Below are 19485 nucleotides of genomic sequence, written 5' to 3'. Positions count from 1 at the left end.
GTTTACGTTTTCCCTCGACTTCCCTTCGTCTGTCTGCTATGCCTGACACCTCTACTTCGCGCCGGCCCTGGTATGCCTTCCTGACGGGGGGCGCCCTGGTGGCGGCCCTGGGCGCCACCATTCCCACGGCGCTGGCACAGCGGGTACTGTGGTCCGATTCTCCTACGCTGTCCGCGGCGGCCCGGCCCGCGGCGCAGCCCCTGGCCCACTTCCGGTCGGTGAGCTTTCAGTTGACTACGTTGCGAAGCGTGTTGCAGAGCGCGCCGGCTGGGCGCGGCGTGGTAGCAGCCACCTCGGCTACGGTTATATCCTTGCCCCTGCCCGATGGTAGCTCCCAACGGTTTCGGGTAGTGCAGGCGCCCGTAATGGCCCCGGAGCTGGCCGCCAACTACCCGGCCATCCAGACGTACGCCGCCCAGGGCATCGACGACCCCACGGCCACGGCTCGCCTGGACATCAGCCCCGACGGCTTTCACGCCCTGATTCTGGCCGCCGACAAGACGGTGTACATTGACCCGGCCGTGCGCGGGACGGCGGCGCACTTGGTATTTGAGCGCCGGGCCATAAACCGCGCGGCGTTTCCCTTCGTGTGCACTACCCCCTCGGCGGCGGAAGTAACTGCCTTGAGTTCAGTGAGCCGGGCCGCGGGCCGGGCGGCAGTGGCCAACGGCACTACCCTGCGCACCTACCGGCTGGCCCTGGCCTGCACCGGCGAGTACGCGGCGTTCCACGGCGGAACCAGGGCGGGCGCGCTGGCTGGCATGGTGGCGTCGGTTAACCGGGTGAATGCCATTTATGAGCGGGAGCTGGCCGTGCGGCTGATACTGGTGCCCAACAACGACCGGCTGATTTTTCTGAACCCTACCACCGACCCGTACTCCAACACGGACGGGGAGGCCATGCTCGAAGAAAACCAGACGGTAGCTGACTCTCTGATCGGGCCCAGCAACTACGACATCGGGCACGTGTTCAGCACGGGCGGCGGGGGCATTGCTCAGCGGCCCTCCGTGTGTATCGATGGCAAAGCGCGCGGCGTTACCGGCTCCCCGTCCCCGATTAACGATGCCTTTGATGTGGATTACGTGGCCCACGAAATGGGGCATCAGTTTGGGGCTGACCATACCTTCAATAGCACGGCGGATTTCTGCAGCGGCAACCGGGAGGCTTCCTCGGCCTACGAGCCGGGTTCGGGCTCAACCATTATGGCTTACGCGGGCATCTGCGGGGCCGACAACCTGCAGCCGAACTCCGACCCCTACTTCCACTCCCACAGCTTCGACCAGATTGTGGCCCACATTACGGGCCCGGGCAACTGCTCCGTGAACACCGCTACCGGCAACACGCCGCCGGTGGTAAATGCCGGGGCCAGCTACGCCATTCCCGTGCGCACGCCTTTCGTGCTGAGCGGCTCCGCCACCGACGCCAACGCCGACGCGCTTACCTACGTGTGGGAGGAGCTGAACCTGGGGCCCAACGGGGCCCTGAACGCGCCAACCGGCGACGCCCCCATCTTCCGGTCGTTCACGCCTACCTCCAGCCCAACCCGCACGTTTCCGCGGCTTACCGACCTGCTCAACAATACCCAAACGCCCGGCGAACTGCTGCCCACCTACGGGCGGCGCCTGATTTTCCGGCTGGTTGCCCGCGACAACCGCGCCGGGGGCGGCGGCGTCGATTATGACTCGCTGCAGGTGGTGGTGGTGCCCACGGCCGGGCCCTTTGTGGTGCGCAGTCCCAACAGTGCTACGTCCTGGCTGATAGGCGCCCCGCAGCAGGTTATCTGGGACGTGGCCAATACCAACCAAGCCCCCATTAACGCGGCAACGGTCAACATTCTGCTCTCTACCGATGGGGGCCTGACCTACCCTACGGTGCTGGCGGCCAACACCCCCAACGATGGGTTTGAGGCCGTAACGGTGCCCGCCGGTGTGGCAGCTACTTCCACGGCCCGGGTGCGCGTACAGGCCAGCGCCGGCATCTTTTTCGATATTTCCAACCAAAACCTGACGCTGACTGCGCCCACCGGTCCGACCTTCTTCCTGCAAACGGCTGACGCGGCTACGCTGGCTTTTTGCCCGGGCAACTCGGCTACGATTCCGCTCAGCATGGGCCAGCTACAGGGGTTCAGCGGCAACGTAACGCTTTCTGCCACCAACTTGCCGGCCGGCGTTACGGTCACGTACGCGGCCAACCCCGTAGCGGTGGGCAGCGCCACCACGGCCACCATCACGGCTGACGCCAGCACGGCGGCCGGCACCTACACGCTGCAGCTCACGGGCACCAGCGGGGGCGTGACGCGGGTACTGGATGTATTGCTGACCATCCGGCCCTCCGCCACCCAGGCCCCCACGATTACTACCCCCGCCGCGGGCGGGCTATCCACGCTACGGCCCCGCATTACCTGGACTGCCGTGCCGAATGCCATTTCCTACGAGGTGCAGGTAGCCACCGATGCGGCCTTTACCAGCCTGGTAGTTAACCAGACGGGCATTACCGGCACCACTTTCACAACCCTGCTGCTGCAGCCCACTACTACTTACTATGTGCGCGTGCGCGGGGTTAGTGCCTGCGCAACGGCGCCTTATTCGGCTACCCGGCAGCTGCTGACGGGCACCCACACGTTGCGCACGGCAACGGCTACCCAGGTGCCCCGCACCATTGGCAGTACGGCCGGCGCTACTACCACCTCCACCATCGTTATCGGCAACACGGAGCGGGTGTCGGACCTTCGGATTCGGGACCTGACCCTCACGCATCCGGACCTAAGTGAGCTGGAAATCACGCTGACCAACCCCGCCCGCCGCCAAACGGTGCTGCTGGCCCAGGTCTGCCCCGGCACCAGTAACCTGAACCTGAGCCTGGCCGACGATGGCACGGCCCTTACCTGCCCTCCCGCGGCGGGTGCCACGGTGCGACCGACCGGGTACCTGGGCGACGTGCTGAACGACCCGGCTTTTGGCAGCTGGACGCTGAGCATCCGCGACACGAGGGCGGGCAACGGGGGCACCCTCACGGGCTGGAAGCTGGAGCTTTACACCCTGAACGAGCCTCCGGCAGCGCCCTCGGGCCTGAGCGTACTGGCCCCGGTAGTCGCCAACAATATGGCCAGCCTGGATTTGGTGTGGCTAGACGATTCGGGTACTGAAACCGGCTTCGAAATTGAGCGCGCCCAGTTTGGCGGGGCCTTTACCCGCATTGCCACGGTAGGCACCAACGTCACGACCTACACGGACCAGGTCCGGACCAACGGCACGTTCTGCTACCGGGTGCGCGCCATCAATGCCTTTGGGGCCTCCGGCTACTCCAACGAGGCGTGCCAGACGGTTTCCACCGTTACGGGTATTGCTAGCGCGGCCCTGCTGCAGGGCGTGGAAGTTTCCCCGAACCCCAGCGCCGGGCTGTTTCAAGTGAAAATCGACAATGCCCACCGCGGCCCCATCACGCTGCGGGTGGCGGATGGGCTCGGCCGCAGCCTCTCCACCCAAACCTTCAAGAAGTCTGCCGCCGTGCTGCAGTGCCCGCTCGACTTAACCCCGCTGGCCCCCGGAGTGTACAATTTGCACCTGGATATGCCCGACGGCTCGGCCGTAGTTCGCTTGCTGAAACAGTAAATCATGCCTAAAAACGGTAGTGCCACAAGGCGGCTCTCAGAACTGAGAGCCGCCTTGTGGTTTTTGGGCCTGGCCTTTGTCAGCCAGGTTGTATGAACAGTAAACCAAAATCCCGTCATACAGAGGCACAGCCGAAGTATCTCGCGTGCGTCATAGTGGTCTTGTCATGCAGAGGCGCAGCCGAAGCATCTCGCTCGAATCGTTGGGTTATGATTGATTACAACATCAGCCCGCGAGATGCTTCGGCTGCGCCTCCGCATGACGGTCTTATTGAGTTGAAGCAGCCGTGAAGCTGTCCTGCTTCGGCCACTCCACCACTCTGCACGATGGCCTTGTTGAATCGAAGGAACTTACTTTCTACCCAACTTAGGCTGGTCAGCTAAGCCCGTCCGTATCAAAATCGGTAGCGCAGCTGGGCTTTTACCTCGGAGCGGGTAGTCCCCTGAATTTCTTCGAGGCCGGAGCCGATGGTGCGCTGGTGGCGGTAGTTAGTGGTGGCGAAGCGCAGCCACAGGGTAAGGTGGCGGTTGAAGTCGTACTGGGTGAGTAGGTAGGCGCGGGTGCCCTGGCCCGACAAGGCCGGCACGGAAAAGGCGTACAGCACGTCCTGCTCGAAAACGTACTGGCGCGTGTCGTAATCGTCGGTATCGAAGAGGGCGTAGCGGGCCGAAAAGCGCAGGCGGCGCAGGGGCTGCACGGTTACATCCTGGGCCAGCACGTAACCGCGGCGGATTGGGCGGCCTTCCTCCTCGTAGCTGGTGCCCTGCACGCGGGTGCGCAGGCTGAGGGCGGGTGTAGGGCTGGCATCATAAAATACCAACAGGCTTTGCCGGCGGGTGGGTACGGGCAGGGGCGCCGGGCGCAACGTGTCGGCGTTGTAGGCTTTGGTGCGCTGGCGCAGTTGGGCGTAGAGCAGGCTGGTTTTGGTGGGACTGAACGTGACGCGCACCAGCCAGTCGTGGCCGGCGCTGGGGGCGCCCACCTGGTAGCGCAGCCACGGAAACCGGAACCGGTCGTAGTAGGCCGACACCTCCCAGCGCGCCACTGGCCGCACTTTCAGCCCCAGGTACACCCCATTCTCGTTGATGTTGCGCGAGTTTTCACTGAGGGCATTGCCGTAGAGCGTATGGAAATTCCGGTCGTAGCGGCGGTACAGCAGGGCGGCGTCTACAGTCGGCGCCAGGCTGGCCAGCACGCCGTTCACGGTGCCCAGGCCCCCACTGCTGCTGCGCGCCGTTTCACCGAACAGCAATACGTTGTGCCATACGTAGCTGTAGTGCGCCCCCAGGGCCAGGTTGCGCCGGCCCCGCAGCTCAAAGGCGTTGTAAGGCTCGTCGCGCCGCTGCAGGGGTTTGTCGAACTGGGTATGCACGGCGGTAAGGCCCGCTTGCAAGTCGTCGCCGGCGCTGTGGTAGCTGAGGTTGCCGCCCAGCACGGTTTCGCCCAGGGCCTGGCGGTTGGCCAGCTCCGTGGGCGTGCGGTGGAAGCCCGTCAGGAGCAGGCCCGAGGAAAACTCGCTGAAATCGGCCAGCGAATCCGGGGCTTGCTGCACGGAGGCATCAATGCGTTTGCGCGAGCCAAACGCCGTGGCCCGCAGCGTGGAAGTTAGGGCGAGGGCAGCGGCGGCCCCGCGAAAAAACGTGTTTTCCAGCACCGAGGAGTAGGGCCGCACGCCCACGGAGCTGCGGCGCAGGGTGGTAATGGTTTCGGCCCCCTTCCCCACCGCCAGCCCCGAGGACAGCAGCAGGCCCTGCCCGAACTGCAGCTGGTAGTCGCCCAAGGCCAGGGTTTTCAGCCGGCCCCGCTCCTGCACTACCAGGTGGGCCGAGTAAAAGTCGGCGCCGTAGCGGCGGGTAGCCGGGTCCCACCGGAACTGCTCGCCGGCATCCTTTTCGGCCGTAAAGCCCAGGCTAAAGTCCTTGCCGTGGCTGACCCGGTAGCGCACCAGCAGCTTATCGGGGGAGCCCAGGTAGCGCGTGGCCGGCGCGCCGGTGCGGGTAGTATCGGGCGGGGCGTACCCGGGCCTGGCTTGCAGTACCCGCTCGTAGCGCAGAAACAGGGCGTTGTTTTCCTCGTGGGCTATGCGCTGCCAGAGGTTTCCGCGGCCGGCGTTGGGGTTGGCGGTAGCCGCCGCCACGAACGGCGCGGCGCGGTAAATTGTGCGTAGGTCGAAGCCCTCAACGCTTTGCAGCTCATACAAACTCAGCAGTGGTCCGTTGCGCCGCCGGTGCTCCAGCAGGCTGGTTATCTGGGTTTCCGAAAGCAAGAGCAGGCCCCGCAGCTCCTCGCGGGAGGCGGTGTTGAGGTTGAGCGGGGTTTGGTAGTACTGCAGCAGCGTTTCGTAGAGGTCCTCGTAGGGCACCTGGTCGCTCTGAATTTCGGCAAACAGTTCCTGGGTTAGCCGGTCGAGGTCGGGCACGGCGGGGCGCGGGTACTCCTGGGCCCGGGCCGACACGGCCGCCACCAGCCCAACCACTACCCCCAACAGATACTTCCAGCTCATGGCTGCTTGGCTTCCCGGCGCCAGGCTACGCTCAGCTGCTGGCTTAGCCCCAGCGCCTCGTGCCAAGCGGCGGCATAGTCCAGCTGAAACTGTCCGGCCCGAAACCCAACCCCGCCCGTGAGCTGGCTGGTCAGGGAGGACAGCCCGGCCCGCAACGCCAGCACAGATAGGGGCTGGTACTCCAGGCCCGCCTTAAAATCAGCGTCCTGCTCCACGTCCTTCTCGGTTTCGGCCAGCAGCAGCACTTTCTCGGAGGCCCGCCACGCCAGCCCGGCCCGCAGCACGGTGGGCACCCGCTCATCCTGGTAGGCAGCCAAGCGGGCCTGGTTGAGGTTGTAGAGGGTAGCGCCGAAGGTGAGCTTGCGCGGAATAATATCGGCTTGCCCACCCAACGAGGCCGCAACCACCCGCCGGCTGCTCAAGCCTTCCAGGCTGGTTTGCAGCACTTCTACCCGCGCCCCCAGCCGCACCGTGCCCAGCCGGTAGCCGTAGCCCAATCCGAGCCGCTGCTCCGCGTAAAGTCTACCCCCAAACCGCTGCGCCGTGATGCCCACCACCCCGTAACGCGGCGCATCCGGGGCGGCTACCGCAGCTGGCACGTTCGCCACGGCGGTGGCCGGCGCCCGGTTGCCCAGCGGCACGGCCGCCACCACCGATACAGTATTCAGGGCCGGCAGCAGGTAGCGGTTTTCGGCCCCGAAACCAACCGTGGGCTGCCGCAGACTACCCAGGGCGGCGGCGTTGTTAGCGCCAGCCCACCCGTCGTCTTCCAGCACGCTCCCAATCTGCCCGAGGCCGGCACTGCGGGCGCCCCACAGGCCCGGTCCGTTGCCCTGGGCGCACACGCCTTTACTACCCAATAAAACGGCTACCCAAAAGTATATTTTCACCATACGCAGGATATATCACGTGTATACTATCGAAAGGTAAGGTAGCTCTTGCAACGAGCCAAATTTCCGGCAGTTTGCCCACAGAAAAGCCCCGGCACCATACGGTACCGGGGCTTTTTACTAGGTAAGCTGCATGCTTTACAGCATGGCGGCGTCTTTCTTTTTCTTGATTTTGACTTTGCCGCCTTGCTCGGTTTTCACCTTCATCTTTTCCACATCGCTCATATCGGCGGTGGAAGCCGCGGCGGCCGGACCCACGCCGGGGTTCGGGCCGTTATTGACGATGGTCATTTCATCGACGAGGTGCTTGGCACCACCCAGCTTCTCCACGCACCAGAGCACGTAACGAATGTCAGCGTTGATGCAGCGCTTCAGCTCGGGGTCGTAGGCCAAGTCGCCGGTCATGGCTTCCCAGTTGCCGTCGAAGGCTAGGCCAATTAGCTCGCCGCGGCCATTAATGACGGGCGAGCCGGAGTTACCGCCGGTAATGTCGTTGTCGGTGATGAAGGCCACGGGCAGGTTGCCCTGCTTATCGGCGAAGCGGCCGTAGTCCTTCAGTTTAAGCAAGTTCAGCTCTTTCTGAGGCACCACAAACTCGGGGTTGGTGGGGTCTTCTTTTTCCAGAATGCCCTGGGCCGTGGTTTTGTAGTCGTAGGCTACCGCGTCGCGGCCGCGGTACGGGCGCACCGTGCCGTAGCTCAGGCGAATGGTAGAGTTAGCATCGGGCGAGTACACCTTCTGGGAGTTCTTCTCGCGCAGGGCGGCCACGTACAGGCGGTTGGCGCGGCCCAGACCCGCCTGCAGGCCCTGCAGCTTGGGCACAATGTTCTGCACGTAGTTCTGGTACACCGACTGGTAGGTTTTGTAGCCGGGGTCAGCTTCCAGCTTGGCCAGTGTGGGCGCGGCCAGGAAGGCGTTCAGTTTGGCTTCCGAAGCCAGGAAGGAGTTGCTGAACACGTAATCGGCGTACTTCGGCATGGAGCCGCCGTACTGCTTCTGCACGGTCTGGAACACGTCGGGCTGCTGGTTTTGGGGCACGTCCTGCATATAAAGCGCCATCAGGGCCGCGAATACCTTTTTATCGGTGGGGGCGCTGTAGTCTTTAAAATGCTCGGCCAGAGGACCTTTCAGATCGGCAACGGCTTTCTCAATGGAGGCTTTGTCACCGGCTTTCAGGGCGGTGGCCAGCGGCATCAGGCGGGCGGCCAACGGAATGATTTCGGTGCCGAAAGCGGCTTCGTTCACGTACTGGGTGCTCAGGTTGAATTCCCGGATGCCGGCGTACGACTGGTTGATGACGTTAAGCGCGTCGCCGTACTGCTGGGCGCGGGCGGGGTCCTGGGCAATCCACTGCAGCAGGGCATTTTCCTCGGCTTTCTTGGCGTCCACGGTTTTCAGCCGCTTCATGCCTTCATTCTGGCCGATGTAGTACTTCCAGTAGTTAGCAATGCCGGCGTACTTGGAGGCGTACTTTAGGCGTAGGGCGGCGTCCTGATCCATGTCCTCTTTCCAGAGCTTCAGGCGGGTGTCGCGCAGCTTGATGCGGGCCGGGTTGGTTTGGTCGAGGGTGAGCTGGAGGCCGGCGGCGGGCAGGAAGCGCTGGGTGCGGCCGGGAAAGCCGAATACCATGGCAAAGTCGCCCTCACTAACGCCCTGCAAACTCACGGGCAGGTGCTTTTTGGGCACATAAGGTACGTTGCCGGGCTGGGGGGTAGCAGTGGGCTGGTTGTTTTTATCGGCGTACACCCGGAACATGCTAAAGTCGCCGGTGTGGCGGGGCCACATCCAGTTGTCGGTGTCGCCGCCAAACTTACCCACGGCTTCCGGCGGGGCCCCTACCAGGCGCACGTCGCCGAAGCGCTGGTAGATAAAGAGGTAGTACTCGTTGCCCCCGAACATGTCGCGCACGTAGGCCACGTACTTACCGTTTTCCTTGGCGTTGTCGGCCAATTCGCGCTGGCGCTTTTGCACGGTGGCCGTGCGCTCCTGCTCAGGTGTGGCGGACGTAATGCCTTCCAGCACCTTGCCGGTCACGTCTTCCATGCGCACCAGAATATCCACGAACAGGCCCGGATTCTGCTTTTCCTCCTGGCGGGTAGCGGCGAAGAAGCCGTTTTGCAGAATGTTGTTCTGGGGCGTGCTGTGGCTCTGAATGGCGTCGTAGCCGCAGTGGTGGTTGGTCAAGAGCAACCCCTGGCTGCTTACGAACTCGCCGGTGCAAAAGCCGCCGAGCTGCACCACGGCATCTTTCAGGGAAGCGTTATTGACGTCGTAGATTTCTTCGGCCGTGAGCTTGAGGCCTTTCTTCTGCATGTCGGCCTGGTTGAGGCGCTTCACGAAGAGGGGCAGCCACATGCCTTCGTCGGCGCGGGCCGCCAGGGGCAGCAGCAGCGTCAGCAGCAGGGCCTTGGCCCAGTGAGTGGTACGCATAAGGAAGGTGGATTAGGGGTAGGAAACTGACCAACGGAATCGGTCGGCGAATTTACACAATACCACGCAGGGCCCCGCCGCCCCACCCGGCTCAGGCGCAACCATTCCAGCGGTTTTTATGGTTCTTTGCTGACTATGTTCTACCTGTTTCGCCAGTTGCTGCTGGGTTTGCTCTGGGTGTACCGTCACCTGATTTCGCCGCTCACCCCGGCCAGCTGCCGCTACACGCCTACCTGCTCAGCCTACGCCGTAGAGGCCGTGACCAAGTACGGCCCCTGGCGCGGTGGCCGGCTGGCCCTGCGCCGCATCAGCCGCTGCCACCCCTGGGGCGGCCACGGCCACGACCCCGTACCGTAACAGTGAAGTGGTGAATGAGTGAATGAGTGAGGTAGGAAATAGGAAACGCTCGTTATCCCGAGGCAGTAGGTAAAGGCCTTCTCACGCTAGAACGAGTCATTAGTACAATGGTCGTTCGGCTGTGCGTCGTTCTGACGTGAGTTGATCCTTCGGCTACTGCCTCAGGATGACGAGCGTTTCTTATTGCCTACCTCATTCACTCATTCACTCACCACTTCACAATTTCATCACTTCACCATTTTCCTTCCGTATAAGCCCAGGTATTGCTGCGGTGGCCCTTGGCTACGGCAGCTTTTTTTCAGCTAGTTACTGCCCATATGCGCACTTTATCTTTTGCCACCGCCCTGGTTGGCCTGCTGCTTAGCAGCTGTTCTGAAGCCCAAACCAAGGAATCCGTCAGTGAGCCCAAGCAGGAGAAATCGGGGAAAAAGAAAGGAAAGAAAGGCAAAGGAGCCGCCGATATTGCCAACCTCACCCGCCTGGGCTCCATGAACGATGTGCCGGAAAGCTCCGGCCTGGTGTTGGCCGAACAAGCCGGCACCTTTTATACCCACGGCGACGAGGGGGCGCGCCCTACCCTGTACAAGGTTGATGCTACCGGCCGCACCGTTGCGGAGTTGGAAGTACCGGTGCAGGGCGACGACTGGGAAAGCATTACCCGCGACACCCAGGGCAACCTCTACATCGGCGACGTGGGCAACAACAACAACAACCGCCGCGACCTGGTTATGTACCGCCTCAACCCGCGCAACGTGCAGCAGGTGCAGGAAATCAAGCTTAAGTATCCGGATCAGCAAGACTTCCCGCCGGCCAAGCAGGACCAGAACTTCGACTGTGAGGCTACACTCTGGCACGCCGGCAAAGTGTACCTGTTCACCAAAGACCGGGGCCAGGGCCAGACCAGCAAAGTGTACACCGTGCCCGATCAACCCGGCAGCTACACGGCGCAGCTGCTCACCAAGCTCGCTATTCCGGGCGAAGTAACTGACGCTGCCCTCAGCCCCGACGGGCGCCGGCTGGTGCTGCTGGCCCGGCAGGAAATGTTTGTGCTGGAAGGCAGTAACCTGGCCGAGGCCCTGAAAGCTACGCCCCGGCAGATTTCCCTGAAAGGAGCCGGCCAGACGGAAGGGGCTACCTTCACGGATAACAGTACGCTGTACATCAGCAGCGAGCAGGGCGCTCTGTACAAATACACTTTCTAAAAAGGACAACGGAGAAGCGGCTGAATGGTGTGGTACTTGTTTCTTAGGTAGCGAATTTTCGCCGGCATCGGGTTCGGCCGTGGATGGGCCCTATTCTTTCCTTAAGTTTGGACTAAGATTTCGAAACCCGGCGCGGCCTTTCCCCAACCAGCGTCAATAATTTCCAGCAAATGGCTGAACAAACCACCCTCACCGGCCTGCGCGCCGGCGTGCTGCACGGCGACGAAGTGCAGCAGCTCTTCGACCACGCCAAAGCCAATGGCTACGCCCTGCCCGCCGTCAACGTGACGGGCACCGACACGGTTAACGCCGTGCTGGAAGCTGCCCGCGACCTGAACTCGCCGGTGATTATTCAGTTTTCGAACGGGGGCGCCCAGTTCTTCGCCGGCAAAGGCCTGCCCAACGACAAGCAGCAGGCCAGCATTGCCGGGGGCATTTCGGGGGCGCAGCACGTGCACCTGATGGCCGAGGCCTACGGCGTACCTGTAATTCTGCACACCGACCACGCCGCCAAAAAGCTGCTGCCCTGGATTGATGGCCTGCTGGAAGCCGGCGAAAAGCACTTCGCCCAGTACGGCCAGCCCCTGTACTCCTCCCACATGCTGGACCTCTCGGAGGAGCCCATTGAGGAGAACATCGAAATCTGCAAGCAGTACCTGGCGCGCATGGCCAAGATGGGCATGACGCTGGAAATTGAGCTGGGCGTAACCGGCGGCGAGGAAGACGGCGTGGACAACTCCGACGTGGATTCCAGCAAGCTCTACACCCAGCCTTCGGAAGTGGCCTACGCCTACGAGGAGCTGAGCAAAGTAAGCCCGCGCTTCACGGTGGCCGCCGCGTTCGGCAACGTGCACGGCGTGTACAAGCCCGGCAACGTGAAGCTGCAGCCCGTTATCCTGAAAAACTCCCAGGATTTCGTGAAGCAGAAGTACGCGCTGGAGGCCGAGCGGCCCATCAACTTCGTATTCCACGGCGGCTCGGGCTCGTCGCAGGAGGAAATCCGCGAGGCCATCAGCTACGGGGCCATCAAGATGAACATCGACACCGACCTGCAGTGGGCGTTCTGGGACGGTATCCGGGGCTACTACCAGAAAAACGAGGGCTTCCTGCAAAGCCAGATCGGCAACCCCACCGGTGAGGATTCGCCCAACAAAAAGTACTACGACCCGCGCGTGTGGCTGCGCAAGGGCGAGGAAAGCTTTATCACCCGCTTGAAGGCCGCTTTCGAGGACCTCAACGCCGTGAACCGCCGCTTTTAACTTAAAGTTAGCCTAATGAAAAGGCCCCGTGCTCAACTGAGCACGGGGCCTTTTCGTTGGAGCGTGCTGCGCACCAGGCACAATACCTAGAATACCATGCGTTTATTTACGGGTGCTGAGCGCGGCTTCGGGTCCGGCCGAAGTTTCCTCTAAGTCACGCGGGGCGTAGCCGTAGGGGTTCTGCGGGTCTTTGCCGGCTCGCCACACTACCCACAACCCGATAAAAATCAGCGGGACGCTGAGCCACTGGCCCATGTTCAGGCTCATGTTTTGCTCGAAGGCTACCTGGTCTTCCTTGAGAAACTCCACCAGAAAGCGGAACGAGAACAGCAGCACCACGAACAAGCCGAATAGTTGCCCGCGCGGGGTGCGTTCCTTGGTGCGGTTCCACATGCCGTAGAGCAGCACAAACAGCACCACGCAGAACAACGACTCGTAAATCTGGGTGGGGTGGCGCGGCACGGCTACCTCGGTACCGGGCGCAATGCTCGTGCCGGCGGGCTGGGTTTGGAAAGCTATTTCGCCGTCGGCTTGCCGGGTGCGCTGCACCAGCACCGAACCGGCCGGCACGGGCTGGTCGGGGCGGGCTTGCTGCAGGTGCTCTACGTCGCGCGGGAACACGAAGGCCCAGGGCACGTCGGTGGGGCGGCCCACAATTTCGGAGTTCATCAGGTTGCCGATGCGAATCAGGGCCCCGCCCACGGCTACTACCAGCACAATCCGGTCGAGGGTCCAGAGCCAATCAAACTTGTTGTTGCGGCTGAACAGCCACACGGCGAAGATGATACCAATGGTAGCGCCGTGGGAGGCCAAGCCGCCGTGCCAGATTTTCAGGATTTCCCAGGGCTGGTCTTTGTAGGAAGCCCAATCGTAGAAGAATACGTGGCCCAGGCGAGCGCCCAACACCGTGCCCAGCAGCACATAAATCGTAATGACATCTACCCAGCGCGGCGACACCTTCTCGGATTTGTAGACGTGGCCCAGAATAAAAGTACCCACCACAAAGCCCGACATAAACAACAGCCCGTACCAGCGCAGGGTAAGCGGCCCAATTTCCGCCAGGATGGGATTGGCAGTCCACAGAATAGCGCTCAGCAAACTCATAAGCAGAAAGAAAGGATTTAGAGGCCCGAAAGTACGGAAAGCCGCGGGACTACCCGGTTTTAGTGCATCAGTTGAGCAGTAGCGAATAGTACGCCGACCAATCCCAGGCGTGCGTGCCGTAGAAACACCGGTCAAACTGCAACGACAAGCGCATATTGTACGCCAGGCATAGCACCACAAAGGTAGCGGCCGCGCCCTGCACCCACCGGGGGGGCGCCAGCAAATACGCCATCAGGGCGGCAATGGGCCAGGCCAAAAGCACGTACAACTCCACGAAGCCCCGACCCGCGTAGCCGCAGCCCAGAGCATAATCCCACCAGGCCGCGTACAAGTAAGAGGCCACAGCCCACGTCCCGAAGGCTAGCGCAGCCTGGCGGGGAGCCGTCCGAAACAGCACCAGCGTGCCCGGCAGCAGCAGCAGCAGCACAGGGTTATACAAAAAGCTGCCGTTTTTTGGCGCGGCCCACAACTCGGCCAGCTTAGGGGTAAGCAGGTTCGGAAAGCCCTCCTGCCCGTAGCTGTACGTCAGCCAGCTGCCATGCAGATAGTGGTAGTAGGCTAACTGCGGCAGCCAGAGTACTACCCCCGCTACCAGCAGCAGGCCCACCACCCGCACCTGAAATATACCGCGCAGCTGCCGCCGCCCCTGCTCCGCTTTCACCGGCCAGAGCAACAGAGGTAGAGCCAGCACCACATTCAACGGCCGCAGTACCGAAATGAGGGCAACGGTAGCGGCTATAGCTGCTACCAGGCCCAGAGAAGCGGGCGGCTCGTACTAGGCTGGCGCGGGCCGGCGAGTAAGTAGGTAAAGCAGCAAGGCAAAAGCAAAAAACGAATACACATGCGACATGCCGGTTTCGATGATGCCGTAATACCAAAGGTTGGTACCCAGCACCAGGGTCGTAATGGTTAGCCAAGTAGCCGCGCCGGTAAACTGTCGTCGCAGGGCCGTGCTCAACAGCCAGAGCCCCAGCACGAAGTATGTAGCCGACGCTACGTTGATGGCCTTGTGCTCGGCCTTTGAAAAACCACTCGTATCCGTGGTCAGGCCGCGGGCTACCAGCCAGAACGGGAACTCCAGCAGGGCAACTCCATAGGAGTATTTAGTTTCAACTTTACCAGTTGCCTGGTTTAGATGAAAGCCGTCGTTGGTGGCCTTGTCCACTGAATCGGGGAAGGCACGGGCATCGAAGTGGTAAACAAAGGCGGCGGGCAGGTACACGTAGTAGCCCGCTTTGTCGCCTGAAATTTCGCTGTGGTAGGTAAACCGGGCTGATCGGGAGTGCCGGTTCAGGCTTAGAAAGATTACCAAACCGTAGAATAATACCCAGAGTAGTTGCTTCATGAGTAGCTGATGTACCGGAGCAAAGGTACACCACGGCCCGGGCACTGTGCCCGCTGGCTTTTCACACGAATACCTGATTACAATTCCCGGCAAAATCAACCCAAGAAACCTGAGCACGACAAGCGCTGGCGTTAGAACTGCCCCAGCTCCTCCGTAAAGCCTCCGCTCAGGATGGGGAAGCGCAGCCAGGAGCGGGGGTCCACGTTGTAATCATCGAGGTGAAAGGCCGGGGCGAACCGCTCGCGCTTCCACTGGTTGCGGCTCCAGAGGCTGTAGAAGCGCTTCACGTACGTTTTCAACTGCTCCAGGTCCAGTTCAGGCTGTTCTTCCGCTAGGGTCGTTAGCACCTGCTGCGGGCTCAGGCGGTTATAGAAGGCCAGCCGCTCGATGCGGTTAAGCAGCGGGTAGGGCATCAGGTCCCGCTCGTCGGTTTGCTTGTCTTCCAGGGGGCGCAACTCGGCGGTGGGCTGCAGGCTGTTCACGTGGCGCAGGGCGGGGTAGTTCAACTCCGTTTCGGCCCAGCGCAGCCAGTCCTTCACAAAGGCCTTGTCCACGCCGGCAATGGGCGAAATGGAGCCGGCCGTGTCGCCATCCATGGTGCAGTAGCCCACGCTGGCTTCCGAGCGGTTGGAGGAGGTCATCAGCAGGCAGTTCTGCACGTTGGCCAGCATCCAAATGGCAGGAGCCCGCACCCGGGCCTGGATATTTTGTAGGGTCAGGTCGTCGGTTTTCCAGGTCAGCTCCCGGCCCAGGGCGCGCTCTATTTTGCCCACGTAGCCAGTTACCTCTTCGTCAATGGTCCAGCTGTAGAACACCGCGCCAATGGAATCGGCTAGTTCCTTGGCCGAATTGAACGTGTCGTCGGAGGAGTTGACGGTGCCCTGGTAGGCGCAAGTCAGCAGGCGGCCCGTCAGCTCTTTGTTGATGGCCGCTTGCCGGGCGCTAGGCTCCGTGTTCGACGCGTCCTTTGGGCCGGGAGTAGCCTGGTCGGGCGTGGGCACGGCGGGGCCGGCCAGGCGCTCAATATCCTCGGTGGTAAAGCAGCCGGAGCGCCGCATAAATTCAGCCGTGCCTATTTCGGTGGTACCCAGGCGCACTAGCTCCGCTACGGCCACGGCGCACATCACCGAGTCGGCCCCGCCGGACAGGCTGAGCACAAAGCCCCGGCTGCGGGCCTTGCGCAGGTAATCAAACAGGGCCAGGCTCAGGGCCTGATTTAGTTCGCGGTACTCGTCGGGGGTAGGCAGGGGCTGGATTTCCTCGGCGCGGATCTGCGCCGTGGTGAAGTCCACGTCCACGCACTCCATGTCCACTTCTTTAAAGCTCATGAGCTGGTTGCGTAGCAGCAGGTGGCCGTTGCGCGCCACCAGAATCTCGCCGTCATACACAATGCGGCCGGCTTCGTTACCCAGCAGGTTGGCATAGAGGTAGGTGCAGTTAAAATTGCGGGAGGCATTCAGTACCAGCTTGTAGCGCAGGTCCGTTTTGCTCATAGCAAAGTGGCTGGCCGAGGGATTCACAATCAAATCGACGCGGCCCATCAGCCGAGCTGCCGGCCGCACATCATCGGGCCGCCAGGCATCCTCACAGATTTCAAAGCCAAACTTTACGCCCTTGTGCTCGAAAATCATGTCGCCCAAGGGCCAATCCTCCCCTTCCCACGACACGGTAGTGGTTTTGCCGGCGGGCCAGGGCGTGAAGAAGCGCGGCTCGTAGTGCACCCCATCATTGGCCAGAAACTGCTTGGCCGCGAAGCCCAAAATCTGCCCGTCGCGGAGCACGGCGGCAGCGTTGTAGGTGCTGTGGTTCAGGCGTACCGGTAGGCCCACCGCCACGCAAATTCCCTCGGTCCAGGGCCGGATCTGCTGCAGATGAGCCAGGGCCGACTCGGGCATCCAGTCACTCAGAAACAAATCTTCGCAGCCGTAGCCCGTGAGGCAGAGTTCCGGCAGACAGAGCAGCTCCACGCCAGCCGCTTTGGCTTGTTCAATGGCTTCGCGGATGGTGCGTAGGTTATGGGTCCAGTCAAGAGGTATTTGGTTGAGGGCGGCGCCGGCTATTCGCATGAGGAAAGGAAGTTAGTCTTGCAAAACAACTCCATTTCTCTGGTTCAGGTTGCCCTTTTGTTCTGAGTACTGACGAAGTTTCATCTGCTTGCGCGGGGTAGCCCACGCGCTAAAACGCCCCAAGCCCCTGACACCACGATGGGCGCCAAGGGCTTGGTTGTTGAACTAGCTTAAGTAAACGGACTGCCTACACTCCCAACACCTCCAGCGCCCGCTCAGCGGCGAGCTGCTCCGCCTGCTTTTTGGAGAGGCCCATGCCCGTAGCCACCGGGCTTTCATCAACGATAACCGTGGCCGAGAATTCCATGACTCCCCCCGGCCGGGGTTCCCCGGTCAGGTCGTAGCGCATGATTTTGCCGTTGCGCTGGGCCCACTCAATCAGCTTGCTTTTGAAGTTGGTGGTGGTTTGGGTCATGGCCTTCACGTCCACGTAGGGCTTGATCAGGCGGTGCAGCACAAACTTGCGGGCCGTTTTGTAGCCCTGGTCCAGGTACACGGCGCCCACCAGCGCCTCCAGGGCGTTGCCGTTCACGGAGCGAGAACGGGCGGCCCGGCCCTGGCCGGCATCCAGCTGTACTAGCTTGTCGAGGCCGATTTTCAGGGCAATGGCGTTGAGGCTTTCCCGGTTCACGATGCGGCTGCGCATCTCCGTCAGGAAGCCTTCCTGCTCGTAGGGAAATTTGCGAAACAGGTACTCGGCCACCACCGTGCCCAGCACGGCATCGCCGAGAAACTCCAGCCGCTCATTGCTTTGATGGCGGGCCTGCTCGCCCTGCTGGCGCACCACTGAAGAGTGGGTGAAAGCCAGCTGATACAGTCGCACGTTATCGGGCGTGTGGCCCGTAAGCGTGGCAATGGCCTGCCGGAAGGCCCGGTCACGACCCAGCAGTCGGCGGAAAAAGCCGAACAACGGCAGGGGCTGACCGGGCCTGGGCATTAGTCGCGAAGTTTACGGAAGATGACCGACGTGTTGTGGCCCCCAAACCCGAAGGTGTTGCTCATGGCTACGTTCACCTCGCGGGCCTGAGCCTTATTGAAGGTGAAGTTCAGCTTGGGGTCCAGCTCGGGGTCGTCGGTGAAGTGGTTGATGGTAGGCGGCACAATGTTGTGCTGCATGGCCATAATGCACGCCACGGCCTCAATGGCCCCGGCCCCGCCCAGCAAGTGCCCCGTCATACTCTTGGTAGAGCTGATGTTCAGGTTGTAGGCATCTTCGCCAAACACTTTCTGGATGGCTTTCACCTCCGCCCCGTCGCCCAGCGGGGTGCTGGTGCCGTGGGTGTTGATGTAGTCTACCTCGGCGGGGGAAATACCGGCGTCGCGCAGGGCGTTCTGCATTACCAGCACTACGCCGTTGCCCTCAGGGTCGGGAGCCGTAATGTGGTAGGCATCGGCCGACATACCGCCGCCGATTAGCTCGGCGTAGATTTTGGCGCCGCGGGCCTTGGCGTGCTCGTACTCTTCCAGAATCAGGGAAGCCGCGCCTTCACCCAGCACAAAGCCGTCGCGCTCCTTGTCGTAGGGGCGCGAGGCCAGCTCGGGCGCGTCGTTCCGCTCGCTCATGGCCTTGAGGGCGTTGAAGCCGCCTACCCCCGACTCGGTAATGGCCGCTTCCGACCCCCCGGTCACGACTACATCGGCCATGTTCAGGCGGATGTAGTTGAAGGCCGAGATGATGGAGTCAGACGACGAGGCGCAGGCTGAGGTAGTAACGAAGTTGGGCCCGCGGAACTTGTGGCGGATGGAGATGTTGCCCGACGCGCTGTCGGCAATCATCTTCGGAATAAAGAACGGGTTGAAGCGGGGCGTACCGTCGCCGTTGGCGAAGGCAATGCACTCGGCTTGCAGCGAAGTCAGGCCCCCGATGCCGGAGCCCCAGATAACGCCTACCCGGTCTTTGTCAACGCCTTCTTCATCCAGCCGGGCATCCTTGATGGCCTCATCGGCCGCAATCAGGGCAAACTGGGTGAAGATGTCCATCTTCCGACCTTCCTTGGTCGGAAAGTAGGTATCCGGGTTGTAGTTCTTCACTTCGCAGGCGAAGCGGGTCTTGAACTTGCTGGCATCAAATCGGGTGATGGGGGCGGCCCCACTCACGCCGGCTTGCAGGCCTTCCCAATAGGTAGGGGCGGTGTTGCCCAGCGGGGTAATGGCACCCAGGCCGGTCACGACAACTCTCCGAAGAGACATAGGCTGGCTCAGAGAAGCGAAAGAAAGGAATCAGTAGAAAAGCAAAACGGCCGGCGGCAGGCCGGCCGGTAAGCAAAAAGTAAGGCGCTTGGTAGCGGGTGTACGGAGTAGATAGTATTGAGTAATGAGTAGGCGGGTATTTCCTGCGGCGGCTAACTACTCAATACTAAATACTCGATACGCAACAACTACTTGGCGTGCTCTTCGAGGTAGCTGATGGCCTGGCCCACGGTACCGATATTCTCGGCCTGGTCGTCGGGGATGGACACGTTGAATTCTTTTTCGAACTCCATGATGAGCTCAACGGTATCCAGCGAGTCAGCGCCCAGATCGTTCGTGAAGCTAGCCTCCGGAGTAACTTCCGAAGCTTCTACGCCGAGTTTATCAATGATGATGGCCTTTACTTTTTCTGCAATTTCAGACATTTCCGTGGGGGTTTAAGGAAAACTCGGCACAAATAACACCATCTTCGCTAACATTGTCAAACTTCCTCCCCCGATTCTTCCCGGTATAAGATTATGGCCCCGG

Annotated in this window: 14 protein-coding genes; 4 read left to right on the top strand and 10 right to left on the bottom strand. The window is 61.6% G+C overall.

The annotated features are described in order from the left end of the window. Positions 1-38 precede the first annotated feature (38 nt). Positions 39-3611 carry a reprolysin-like metallopeptidase gene (locus tag IEW18_RS15835; protein WP_188558839.1) on the top strand — a complete coding sequence of 1191 codons (3573 nt, stop codon included), beginning with the start codon at positions 39-41 and terminating at the stop codon, positions 3609-3611. A 394-nt stretch (positions 3612-4005) separates the two neighbouring features. Here the strand turns inward: IEW18_RS15835 and IEW18_RS15830 are convergent, their stop codons facing one another. From IEW18_RS15830 to IEW18_RS15820, 3 genes are all read right to left on the bottom strand, one after another. Continuing rightward, complete coding sequence (locus tag IEW18_RS15830; RefSeq protein ID WP_188558838.1) at positions 4006-6114, bottom strand: helix-hairpin-helix domain-containing protein; 2109 nt, start codon at positions 6112-6114, stop codon at positions 4006-4008. Beyond that, positions 6111-7007 carry a hypothetical protein gene (locus IEW18_RS15825; RefSeq protein ID WP_188558837.1) on the bottom strand — a complete coding sequence of 299 codons (897 nt, stop codon included), beginning with the start codon at positions 7005-7007 and terminating at the stop codon, positions 6111-6113. The genes IEW18_RS15830 and IEW18_RS15825 overlap by 4 nt, the downstream gene beginning before the upstream one ends. Before the next feature lie 135 nt (positions 7008-7142). Beyond that, positions 7143-9434, bottom strand: a complete 2292-nt coding sequence (locus IEW18_RS15820; protein ID WP_188558836.1) for a S46 family peptidase — start codon at positions 9432-9434, stop codon at positions 7143-7145. 135 nt (positions 9435-9569) lie between these two features. Between IEW18_RS15820 and yidD the strand changes: the two genes are divergently transcribed. From yidD to fbaA, 3 genes are all read left to right on the top strand, one after another. Beyond that, positions 9570-9791, top strand: coding sequence for a membrane protein insertion efficiency factor YidD (gene yidD, locus IEW18_RS15815; RefSeq protein ID WP_188558835.1), 222 nt, complete (start codon positions 9570-9572; stop codon positions 9789-9791). Between the two features lie 317 nt (positions 9792-10108). Then, entirely contained in the window at positions 10109-10993 is an 885-nt protein-coding gene (locus IEW18_RS15810) for an SdiA-regulated/phytase-like domain-containing protein (protein ID WP_188558834.1), read from the top strand. Between the two features lie 170 nt (positions 10994-11163). Next, on the top strand, positions 11164-12252 hold the full coding sequence (gene fbaA, locus IEW18_RS15805) for a class II fructose-bisphosphate aldolase (RefSeq protein ID WP_188558833.1): 1089 nt from the start codon (positions 11164-11166) through the stop codon (positions 12250-12252). A 102-nt stretch (positions 12253-12354) separates the two neighbouring features. On the opposite strand, the gene lgt is transcribed toward fbaA, so the two are convergent. The 7 genes from lgt to IEW18_RS15770 all read right to left on the bottom strand — a co-directional run bounded on the left by lgt (position 12355) and on the right by IEW18_RS15770 (position 19382). Beyond that, complete coding sequence (gene lgt, locus IEW18_RS15800) at positions 12355-13356, bottom strand: prolipoprotein diacylglyceryl transferase (RefSeq protein WP_229728779.1); 1002 nt, start codon at positions 13354-13356, stop codon at positions 12355-12357. Between the two features lie 67 nt (positions 13357-13423). Continuing rightward, the gene (locus IEW18_RS15795; protein WP_188558832.1) at positions 13424-14017 is read right to left on the bottom strand and encodes a hypothetical protein; all 594 of its coding nucleotides are present in this window, start codon (positions 14015-14017) and stop codon (positions 13424-13426) included. A gap of 114 nt (positions 14018-14131) precedes the next feature. Then, positions 14132-14701 (bottom strand): hypothetical protein, encoded by a 570-nt coding sequence (locus IEW18_RS15790; protein ID WP_188558831.1) that lies wholly within the window; start codon positions 14699-14701, stop codon positions 14132-14134. 131 nt (positions 14702-14832) lie between these two features. Further along, on the bottom strand, positions 14833-16767 hold the full coding sequence (gene nadE / locus IEW18_RS15785; protein ID WP_188558830.1) for an NAD(+) synthase: 1935 nt from the start codon (positions 16765-16767) through the stop codon (positions 14833-14835). A gap of 187 nt (positions 16768-16954) precedes the next feature. Further along, positions 16955-17704 carry a ribonuclease III gene (rnc, locus tag IEW18_RS15780; RefSeq protein ID WP_188558829.1) on the bottom strand — a complete coding sequence of 250 codons (750 nt, stop codon included), beginning with the start codon at positions 17702-17704 and terminating at the stop codon, positions 16955-16957. Continuing rightward, on the bottom strand, positions 17704-18957 hold the full coding sequence (fabF, locus tag IEW18_RS15775) for a beta-ketoacyl-ACP synthase II (RefSeq protein WP_188558828.1): 1254 nt from the start codon (positions 18955-18957) through the stop codon (positions 17704-17706). The genes rnc and fabF overlap by 1 nt, the downstream gene beginning before the upstream one ends. Positions 18958-19145: 188 nt before the next feature. Beyond that, positions 19146-19382 carry an acyl carrier protein gene (locus tag IEW18_RS15770; RefSeq protein ID WP_019948606.1) on the bottom strand — a complete coding sequence of 79 codons (237 nt, stop codon included), beginning with the start codon at positions 19380-19382 and terminating at the stop codon, positions 19146-19148. Positions 19383-19485 lie beyond the last annotated feature (103 nt).

The sequence above is a fragment of the Hymenobacter glacieicola genome, from assembly GCF_014640315.1.
In the GTDB taxonomy this organism is placed as follows: domain Bacteria; phylum Bacteroidota; class Bacteroidia; order Cytophagales; family Hymenobacteraceae; genus Hymenobacter; species Hymenobacter glacieicola.
This window is presented reverse-complemented; position numbering and strand designations above follow the sequence as displayed.